7 protein-coding genes and 1 pseudogene are annotated in these 10,696 nt (G+C 52.5%); 5 read left to right on the forward strand and 3 right to left on the reverse strand.

Annotated elements, in window-relative coordinates; genetic code table 11:
• Window positions 1-35: 35 nt before the first annotated feature.
• The 5 genes from ACO1NT_RS14110 (at window position 36) to ACO1NT_RS14130 (ending at window position 7,905) form a co-directional block, all read left to right on the forward strand.
• Window positions 36-2,282: an alpha-L-rhamnosidase-related protein gene (locus ACO1NT_RS14110; RefSeq protein ID WP_449049347.1), complete on the forward strand. Its 2,247-nt coding sequence runs from the start codon at window positions 36-38 to the stop codon at window positions 2,280-2,282.
• Window positions 2,282-4,549: an alpha-L-rhamnosidase-related protein gene (locus tag ACO1NT_RS14115; protein ID WP_449049349.1), complete on the forward strand. Its 2,268-nt coding sequence runs from the start codon at window positions 2,282-2,284 to the stop codon at window positions 4,547-4,549. Before ACO1NT_RS14110 ends, ACO1NT_RS14115 begins: the two co-directional genes overlap by 1 nt.
• A 110-nt stretch (window positions 4,550-4,659) precedes the next feature.
• A complete protein-coding gene (locus ACO1NT_RS14120) occupies window positions 4,660-6,381 on the forward strand; it encodes an alpha-L-rhamnosidase-related protein (protein ID WP_449049351.1) in 1,722 nt (573 codons plus the stop codon).
• A 65-nt stretch (window positions 6,382-6,446) separates the two neighbouring features.
• Entirely contained in the window at window positions 6,447-6,761 is a 315-nt protein-coding gene (gene rhaM, locus ACO1NT_RS14125) for an L-rhamnose mutarotase (RefSeq protein ID WP_449049353.1), read from the forward strand.
• Window positions 6,762-6,873: 112 nt separating this feature from the next.
• Complete coding sequence (locus ACO1NT_RS14130; protein ID WP_449049354.1) at window positions 6,874-7,905, forward strand: GntR family transcriptional regulator; 1,032 nt, start codon at window positions 6,874-6,876, stop codon at window positions 7,903-7,905.
• A 31-nt stretch (window positions 7,906-7,936) separates the two neighbouring features.
• On the opposite strand, the gene ACO1NT_RS14135 is transcribed toward ACO1NT_RS14130, so the two are convergent.
• The 3 genes and pseudogenes from ACO1NT_RS14135 to ACO1NT_RS14145 form a co-directional block, all read right to left on the reverse strand.
• Window positions 7,937-8,518: a DUF4136 domain-containing protein gene (locus tag ACO1NT_RS14135; RefSeq protein WP_449049356.1), complete on the reverse strand. Its 582-nt coding sequence runs from the start codon at window positions 8,516-8,518 to the stop codon at window positions 7,937-7,939.
• Between the two features lie 87 nt (window positions 8,519-8,605).
• Window positions 8,606-10,249: an NAD+ synthase gene (locus tag ACO1NT_RS14140; RefSeq protein WP_449049357.1), complete on the reverse strand. Its 1,644-nt coding sequence runs from the start codon at window positions 10,247-10,249 to the stop codon at window positions 8,606-8,608.
• A 27-nt stretch (window positions 10,250-10,276) separates the two neighbouring features.
• Window positions 10,277-10,696, reverse strand: a pseudogene (locus tag ACO1NT_RS14145) (porin family protein); the annotation flags it as partial.

Below are 10,696 nucleotides of genomic sequence, written 5' to 3' on the forward strand. Positions count from 1 at the left end.
GGTATAGATTGCATAAATTGAGTTGGTTAGTGATTATGATGGTCACTGTTCAGGTGGCTATGGCGGATACCATTGTAGCGCCCACGGGTTTGATGACGAACTTACTAACGAAGCCCGAAGAGTCCGTTATCACCACCTTGGTGCCGACGTTTAGTTGGATTGTGCCCACCCAGCAGCCTGACGACGTCCAGACGGCTTATCAGGTGTTGGTCGCTTCATCTCCGGCCGAATTGGAGAAGGGGCAGGCCGATCTGTGGGACAGTGGGAAAATCAAGGCCGGAAACAGCCTTCATATTGCCTATGCAGGTGCCGACTTGTCCTCTTATCATACCTACTACTGGAAGGTGCGGATATGGAATAAAGGAGGAAAAGCTTCCGCCTATAGCGAAGTCCAACAATTCCATATCGGCGATGCGGTGCGCGAAAAGCAATGGCCCTGGGAAAGCCGGTGGGTACAGTTGGATACGGGGGGGACTGAAAAGATGTGGACATTTGAGGACCGCCCCCCCATCCAGTACCATCCCGCGTATCCCATCCGGGTAGACCGCAAACCCGATGGCGAGTGGTTTATCGCTTTCGAACGGGCCGGATTTGCCAACGTAGCACTTACATTGGATTGGAAGGTTGCACCGGGCGAACGTACGGATACCACCTTGCAGGTTCGTATCGGCGAAAAAAATGTCGGTGACTCCATTGATGCCGAGCCGGGTGGCGGTGTGATTTACAATGAATACCCCTTGTCCATCCGTGCCGGAACACACACTTATTATTTGGATATCCCCCGGTTCAAACCACATTATCCGCATAGCCAGACCATGCCCGAACATATGATGGAGGTGATCCCGTTCCGGTTCGTTGAACTTTCGGGTGCCGGGCTGGACCTTTCCGTCGTATCGGCCGAGCAGTTGAGTCTGCACGTGCCCTTCGACGAATATGCATCTTATTTTGTGAGCAGCGATACGTTGCTGAACAACATTTATGACCTGTGCCGTTATTCGATCATTGCCAATACGTTTAATGGCGATTACGCCGCCAGCCAGCGTGAACGGATGATGTACGAGGCCGATGCATATATACACCAGCTTGGCCACTATGCTGTTGATCGTCAATTCGCCCCCGCGCGGTATAGCTTGGAGAATATGATTTACCATGCCACTTGGCCAACGGAATGGATATCGCACTCGATTATGATGGTATGGATGGATTTCCTGCATACGGGAGACACCAGTGTCATCCGTCAAAATTATGAAGTCCTCAAGCCGAAATTGATGACAGCCTTGACCATGCCCAATGGTTTGGTATCGACAACGACCGGCCTGGTTACCGATGAATTCAAAAAAGCCATCTTTTTCAATGGCGAGACGTTGCGCGACATCGTGGATTGGCCGCAACGGTCTCCCGCTATTCCCGAAGGGGGCGAAACCGATGGCTACGTGTTCACCGATTATAACACGGTGGTGAATGCCTTCCACTACCATACGTTGAAGCTGATGGAAAAGATGGCGCGGGCCATAGGCAAAGACCGTGAAGCCGACGGATTGAGGAAAACATCTACGCGGTTTTTTAAGCTATTCCAACGGTATTTCTTCGATGCCCGGGCAGGGGTATACATGGATGGCATCGGCACTGACCATGCGTCACTTCACGCCAATTTATATCCCCTCGTCTTTGGGCTTGTCCCCGAGGAGGCGAAACCGCGGGTGTTGGCATACATCAAGACAAAAGGCATGGCCTGCGGTGTGTACAGCGCCAATTATCTGCTGGAAGGCCTATTCAATGCCGGCGAGGGAAGGTACGCCATGTCGCTTTTGACATCGACAAGCGATCGGAGCTGGTATAATATGTTGCGCGTAGGTGCAACGATGACCACCGAGGCGTGGGACACAAAGTACAAGAATAACAACGGTTGGAGCCATGCCTGGAGCGCCTCTCCAGCCCATATTTTGCCGCGGAAAGTAATCGGGATCGAACCTGCGGAACCGGGCTTTAGGCGGGTAACCATCATGCCGCAACCGGCGGGGTTAACATGGGCCAAAGCAAAATTGCCCACCATACGCGGTTCGATAGAGGCTGCGTTCGAGCAGCAACGCGATGGTTTTATGCTGGTGGTATCCTTGCCGGCGAATATGCGGGGCGACATCTATTTGCCCATACCGGCTGAAGTCGATAAATTTACCTTGTTGCGGGACGGTGTGCCAACGGATGGGGCAGTACGAAGCGGAAATCGCGTGTTGCTGCAAAACGTCGGTGCCGGAAGGCATGAATTTAAACTGAATTACTGATGCGCGGATTTCGATTGGTTTCCTTTTTCGTATGGTGTTTGTGGGCATCGTCCGCTGTGATTACAGTCTATGCACAGGAATCCCCCCGGGCGGTTAACCTCAAGGTAGACCTTTTGCAATACCCGATGCTACAGGTGGTGAACGGGTATCCCGTGGTTGGTTACCACGTAAATGACGGGAATCAGCCGCTGATTGCCAACAAACAGCCGGCATTCGGATGGGAATTGGCCGATACCGGCGGAGGTACCATGCAGTCCGCTTACCGGATTATCATGGCCACCGATAAGGATAGTCTTGCAAAGGGTATTGGCAACGTTTGGGACTCGGGGAAGGTCATATCTGACGCATCTACCGCTATCAGTTATGCCGGCAACCCGCTGGAACCCCATACCGACTATGCTTGGCAGGTGATGCTCTGGGACGAAGACGGTGTACCTACGGGATGGTCGCCCGTGGGGCATTTCCGCACGGCAGACACCCTGCACGAATACCGTACCGCTTTCTACCCGTTGCAGAAAACCGATGAGTGGCCCCAACGGCTTTCGGTGCTTCCAAACGAAATACAGGCCGACTTTGGAAAGGCGTCCTTTGGTCAACTGCGGCTTACGCTGACATCTGTGGATGCGGACACCGTCACGGTAAGGCTCGGTGAGGCGGTAAACGCCGATGGCACCATCAACCGCAGACCGGGTGGGACCATCCGCTACGCCGAATACCGGCTTGCCTTGCAGCGTGGACGGCATACGTATCGGCTGCAATTTGTGCCCGATAAGCGAAATACGGGCCGGCAAGCAGTCAAAATGCCCGCATATATCGGGGAAGTGATGCCGTTCCGCTACGTCGCACTGGAAGGGTATGCCGGCAAAATGGAAACCGGCGATATCGTCCGCGCTACCGTCCATTATCCATTCGACGATTTTGCCTCCCACTTTGAGAGTTCCGATTCGGTGTTGAATGCCGTATGGGAACTTTGTAAATACAGCATCAAAGCAACCTCGTTTGCTGGTATCTACGTAGATGGCGACCGCGAGCGCATCCCGTATGAGGCAGATGCTTATATTAATCAACTCGGCCATTACAGTGTGGATAAGGAATACACGATGGCGCGCCGGTCGCATGAATATCTGCTCCACCACGCAACGTGGCCTACGGAATGGATTCTGCAATCGGTGCTGATGGCCTATAATGACTATCTGTACACCGGCGATCTGCGCTCGGTCCGACAGCATTACGACGATTTGAAGGCCAAGTTGTTGTTGCCGCTACGCGAGGCCAATGGCTTTATCAGCACCCGTAAGGGCAAACAAACGCCGCAGTTGATGGAGGCGGTCCATTACCGGGGTGAATCTTTACGCGATATCGTGGACTGGCCACACACCGGCGGTTTCGGCATGGTCGGCAATGGGGAGACGGATGGATTTGTCTTCACCGATTATAATGCGGTGGTGAATGCGTTCCATTACAAAGCCTTGCACGACATGGCCAAGCTAGCGGAAGCCCTGGGGCGGGGAGCCGATGCTGAGGCGTTTTCTGAGAAGGCCGCGGAAACGTACCGCGCCTTCCAATCCTTGTTATGGGATAACCGCTCGGGTGCCTATCGCGATGGGCCGGATACCGACCATGCTTCTTTGCATACCAATATGATGGCATTGGCATTTGGGCTGGTCCCCGATGGCAAGGCCGATCGTGTGGCGGCATTCATCCGCTCACGCGGGCTGGCGTGCAGCGTGTACGGGAGCCAGTTCCTGATGGATGCTATTTATGAGGCGGGGGATGCTAACTATGGTTTGTCGTTACTTACTTCGCAGGATGACCGCAGTTGGTATAACATGATCCGGGCTGGAAGTACCATTACCATGGAAGCATGGGATAATAAGTACAAACCCAACCAAGATTGGAACCATGCATGGGGTGCGGTTCCCGCCAACACCATTCCGCGCAAACTCATGGGGGTGGAGCCGTTGGAGCCGGGTTGGCGGGTCTTCCGCGTACGGCCGCAAATCGGTTCGCTGGCGTGGGCTACCGCGGTTGTGCCAACCATCAGGGGAAGCGTGCGGCTTTCATGTCGACAGGATAACGACACCTATACACTCGAGCTGACCGTGCCCGGAAACACCACGGCCCAAGTGGAGCTTCCTTATGCAGGTAAGAAGCGCCCCGCAATGACCATCAATGGTGAGTCCGTACGCGTTAAGGGTACGGATGGTTTGTCGGCCTTGCCACCGCTCACGGGCGGCAGCTATCGAATCACGGTCGACATGCGCTGACGGATTTCCACCAGCCCAACAACATCGCTGCCATCGGGTAAGCACAGGATGGGGATTACTTGAATCCTACTTATCTTGCGTTGGTTAATTTAATTGTAAGCTAACGTCTAATGAAGCGACTGTACATCTTTTCAACTGTATTTTTTTTATGGCAATTTATAGTTCCCTGTTTCGCAGAAGGCGAAACGGAGATCGTACGGACTTTTGTGTCGCCTGTAAAGGTTCTCTGGCACACGGGCACCGTATCCAATACCGAGCAACTGCTTAAGCCCGGCAATGGGCAGGCCGATCTTACCAATGCCAGCATCTGTGTGCTCAAGAACGAGGGGAATGAATCATCGAGCATATTGCTCGATTTCGGCAAAGAACTGCATGGTGGGCTGGAAATCGTTACCGGCATGTGGTCGCCGGGTAACGTCCCGCGCAACATCCGTGTCCGTTTTGGTGAGTCGGCAAATGAGGCGATGGCCGAAATCGGCGAAAAGGGCGCTACAAATGACCACGCCATTCGTGATATGAACATCCAAGTGCCTTGGTTGGGGAAAATCCAGGTGGGCGAAAGTGGTTTCCGCTTTGTTCGCATCGATTTGCTCGACCCCGATGCCGAACTGCACCTGAAAGAAGTTAGGGCAATTTTCACCTATCGCGATATTCCTTACCTGGGCTCATTCAACAGCAGCGATGAACGGCTGAACGAAATCTGGAAGACCGGTGCGTATACCGTCCATCTCAATATGCAGGACTACCTTTGGGATGGCATCAAGCGTGACCGCCTCGTGTGGGTGGGTGACCTACATCCCGAAGTGGCGACGGTAAATACGGTGTTTGGCTATAATGAAGTGGTGCCCAAAAGCTTGGATTTAGCTCGGGATGTGACGCCCCTGCCGGGCTGGATGAGCGGTATCAGCACCTACTCCATGTGGTGGATTATCCTCCATCACGACTGGTATCTGCATCACGGCGACTTGGCCTATCTCAAGGAACAGCAACCTTATCTCGCTGGTTTGGTCAAACAGATCGTTTCTAAGATCGGCGCCGATGGGAAAGAACAGATGGACGGCAACCGGTTCCTCGATTGGCCATCCAGCGAAGATGAAGCCGCTGTACATGCCGGCCTGCAGGCGATGAGCATCTGGTCATTATCGACAGCCGCCAAATTAAGCGAAATCATGGGCGATAAGGAAACGCGTCGCATAGCCGATGAAGCCGTGAAACGGTTGAAAAAATATACCCCGCCAATGGGCCACTCGAAGCAAGCGGCGGCGCTCATGGCACTGACGGGTATGGTAGACCCCGAGGAAGCCAATGACGAAGTGTTGGCGGTAGGCGGTGCGAAGAATTTCTCTACGTTTTATGGCTACTATATGCTGCAGGCCATGGCCAAAGCGGGCAATTATGGGGGTGCATTGGATGTGATCCGCAACTACTGGGGAGCCATGCTCGATTTGGGTGCAACCACCTTCTGGGAAGATTTCAATATGGAATGGTTGCCGAATGCTGCCCGGATAGATGAGCTCCTGCCTGCCGGTAAAAAAGATATCCATGGCGACTACGGTGCCTATTGTTACGTAGGATTTCGCCATAGTTTGTGCCATGGATGGGCATCGGGCCCTACCTCGTGGCTCACGGAGCATGTTTTGGGCATAAAAGTGGTAGCCCCGGGAAGTAAGACGATTCTGGTCGATCCGCACCTAGGCGACCTGGAGTATGCCGAAGGGACCTACCCCACGCCTTATGGGGTGATACGCGTTAGCCACCGGAAAGACAAAAACGGCAAGGTCGTATCAGAGATTGCTGCACCCAGAGAGGTCAATATCATACGTAGCCGGTAACGGTTATGACCTGTGGGCCTGCTGGCCAACGGCAACATCGGTTAAATTAACGATGAACTTATACGATGCAACGGATAGCTTTTAAAATGAAACTGATGGCGGGTTGCCAGGCGGAATACAAAAGACGCCATGACGCCATCTGGCCGGAATTAGCCGCGTTGTTGAAGGAAAACGGTGTTTGTGACTATTCCATTTTTTTGGATGAAGAGACCCACACGCTTTTTGCCGTGCAGGGGCAGGAGGGAGACCAGTCATCGCAGGATATGGGTAGCCATCCCATTGTGCAGCGTTGGTGGGCTTATATGGCCGATTTGATGGAAACCAACGCCGATAATTCGCCGGTGAGCATTCCCCTTACCGAGGTGTTTTATTTGCCGTAACGCGTTACCGTAGCCAGCCTTGTAGTTGCTGTAATATAAAAATGACGATAATATCGCCGTTATATCGATTTATCCGCTTACTTTTAGCGCCGGGTATAAAAAAAATGCAAGCATGAAACCCGTATCTGTGTTCGAACATATATATATCAACGAGTACTCCGCCACACCCAAGTACCAGCAGTTGGCAAATGCGGTCATCAACGCCATTGAAAACGGGAAGATAAAAAAGGGTGATATGCTCCCTTCCATCAATGAGCTGAGTTACGTATTGGAAATATCGCGCGATACCGCTGAGAAAGGGTACAAGCACCTCAAACAACTCGGCGTGCTGGGATCGGTACCAGGGAAGGGCTATTACATAGCGGACGCAAATTTCAAGCGGAAATTGCAAATCGTCTTGTTTTTTAATAAGCTGAGTGCACACAAGAAAATCGTATACGATGCTTTTGTGGATGCCATCGGCGCCGACGCTTCTGTCGATTTCTATGTATATAATAACGATCTGTCACTCTTCCGTAAACTGCTCGAGAACCTGAAGCAGAACTATACCCATTACGTTATTATTCCACACTTTATCGAGGCACGGGATAAGGCCGGAGAAATAATCAACAGCATTCCCAAGGATAAACTGGTGCTCGTTGATAAGTTGGTGCCGGGGGTTGGTGGTGAATATGCGGCCGTATATGAAAATTTCGAAAAAGATATCTACGAAGCGTTGGAACAGGCCAAAGAACAATTGAGCAAGTACCATACGTTAAAGTTGATTTTTCCCGACAAAAGTTATTTTCCAAAGGGCATCATCAAGGGGTTCTACCGTTTCTGCCAGCAATATGCCTTTAACCACCTGTTGGTGAGTGATATATCGGAAGAACCCATATCATCAGGCGAGATATATATAAACTTGATGGAAGACGATTTGGTGAAATTGCTCGATCGTGTGATTTCGCTCAAGCTGAAAATAGGCAAGGACGTGGGAATCATTTCCTATAATGAGACGCCCCTGAAAAAATTCATCCTCGACGGGATTACCACCATTTCCACCGATTTCAAGCAAATGGGGGAGACGGCTGCCCGCCTTATTTTGGAGGATTCGAAACAACATGAGGAAGTGCCGTTTTACCTGACACTAAGGCCGTCGATCTGATGTTAGATGTACGGTTTTTCTACCCCATCCACTACTTTTCCCTGCCTTTGCCTAACGGAAATTGATCCATTACACCCGTAACGATTTCAGGTAATTTATTGATCGCTTCTTCAGGCGAACGTACCTGTCCGCTGCCGCGAGCTTGCCAGATAACGGTGTTGGACTGCCGGTCGCGTGCTTCGATAATGATGTGGCCAGCACGGTAGCGTTCTTCTCCAATGGACCGGTTCCAGCCGTAGCCGTAATACCCCCAACGGGGCCCCCACATCCACGGATGGTATCCCCACATGCCCCACGCGCCGTACGGGTACCCGCCGTAAAGCGGTCGGCTTTTGTTATTGACAATCGCGATGTAGCGGAATAGTAAATCGGGGTCGTCCTTACTATATGTCAACCCACGCGCTTCCAACTCCCGGTTGGCTGTCTCCAAGATATTGGCGTTGGCAATATCATTGTCGAAATACGATTTAGACAACGAATCCACCGGTGGCAGCCAGCCGTAGGTCTGGTAGCGTGAAAAGTCGGTGCTTTGTATTTTTGTGGTATGGTATTGATAGGCCGAACAGGATGCCAACACCATCAGGGGGACGAAATATAGAATGAATTTTTTCATGGCTACAGTCTCCTGAAAATTTGTTTATAAAGGTTAGACAACGCCCGGCCCCGATGGTTTAATTGGATAGGGGTGCAGCCGCTAGGGTCACAATGGATACATCGCTACCAGCGGCATGGTCCGTCCCGCGCCGAACGCTTTGCTGCTCACCCGCAATACGGGCGGCGCTTGGAAACGCTTAAATTCGGCTCTGTTGACCAAACGCAGCACCCGGTGTACCAACGCTTCTTCGAATCCGAGGGCAACGATCTGTGATGCACTCTTTTCGTTCTCGATGTATTGGAAGAGCACGGCGTCCAATAGCTCATAGTCGGGAAGGGAGTCGCTATCTTTCTGGCCCGGCCTTAATTCGGCAGAAGGGGGCTTGGTAATCGTGTGCTGGGGGATAACTTCCCCATGGCGGTTAAGGTAGCCCGCCAAATGGTAGACCTGCGTTTTATAAACATCGCCAATGACGCCCAGCGCACCGGCCATATCGCCGTACAAGGTGCCGTACCCCACGGCAGCTTCGCTTTTATTCGACGTATTCAGCAGGATATGCCCCAATTTATTGGAAAAGGCCATCAACAGCGTGCCCCGGATACGGGCCTGGATATTTTCTTCGGTTACATCCGCCGCCAATCCCTCGAATGCTGTGCCCAAGCCGTCCGCAAAGGCTTCAGCCATGGGTTGTATGGGGATGATTTCGTGCTGGCAACCCGTGTTGTGCACCAAAGCCAATGCATCGGTAATGGAATGGTCGCTCGAATACACCGAAGGCATCAGTACGGCCATGACATTTTCGGGGCCCAGGGCTTCGCATGCCAGCGCTGCTACCACCGCCGAATCGATGCCCCCCGACAGTCCGACGACGGCTTTATGGAAGCCCGATTTTCCGAAATAGTCACGGATGCCGAGCAAGAGCGCCTGATGGATCAACGGTGTATCCAGCGGATGGTGGACGGCATCTGCCGGCTGTAGTGGGTTGACGCCGTTGTCGCCTATTTCATAGTAGTTGATCGCTTCGGCGAAAGAGGCCATCATATCAACCAGTTCTCCCGTGGGCGAGAGGACGATAGACCTGCCATCGAAAATGATGTCCGCGTGAGCGCCTACCTGGTTGAGGTATAACAAGGGCATTGCGTTGTCTTTGGCATGAGCCCGCAATACCTCCAACCGCGCGTTGAGGTGGTTGTACGAAAACGGCGACGCAGCGATATTGATAATGAAGTCAGGATGTTCCTCCGCCAGCGTATCCATGGGGTTCCGGCGGTACAATTGAGGTGAAGCAATGTTCCACAGATCCTCGCAGATGGTCAGCGCGATTTTCTTGCCACCATAGTTTACGCAGCCAAAGGCTTCGGCTGGCTGGAAATAGCGGTATTCATCGAATACATCATAGTCAGGAAGCAGGCCTTTGCAGACCACTTGCTGCACACGCCCCCCTTGGATGAACAACGCTGCATTGTGCAGCGGTTTACCCTTTCCACTCGTGTTGCGGACAGGCGAACCGATGATGCAGGCGATATCTTTGCAATGGCTGGCAATTTTGGCGGCCGCCGACTCGCAATTTGATAGAAATGCCGGTGAACGCAATAAATCCTTGGCGGGGTAGCCGCCGATGGCCAGTTCAGCGAATACGATCAGGTCGGCACCCTTGGCCTTTGCGGTATCGATGGCGTCGGTGATGGCTGCGGTGTTCCGGTCAAAGTTGCCGATGTGGTAGTTAAGTTGAGCTAGCGCGATGATCATGGGTTCTTTGCAGTTGTCGGTTATGGGTCAGAAAAAGATGCCGAAATTAAATGCCACGTACGAATTGCGGGGTTCACCCGCCTTGATGGCCCGTGTAAAGCCATTGTTGAAGCTCAATCCGGTTACCATCACCATGTTGTGGTCGAGCTGCCATTCCACACCGCCGCCGATCTGCAGGGCCAGCCTGAAAAAATCGGCATCGTCGCCCATCGATGTCCGCGTGGAGCTGTCCGGCCGTTTTTCCTTTGCATTGAGTTTCACGCCCCCGGTGAAACCAAATTGACCGTAATAGCTGCGGAAATAGCGCATGGTGCTTTTCAGTTTAATGGTTATCGGGATTTCGGCGTATTGCAGGCGGTAGCTGCTGGTCAGATCCGTACCGGGTGTGTAATCCACCCTGGGGTCGGTGTAATCGGATTCGATATTCAACGTATTGACAAGCAATCC

It is taken from the genome of Parapedobacter sp., from assembly GCF_053550995.1.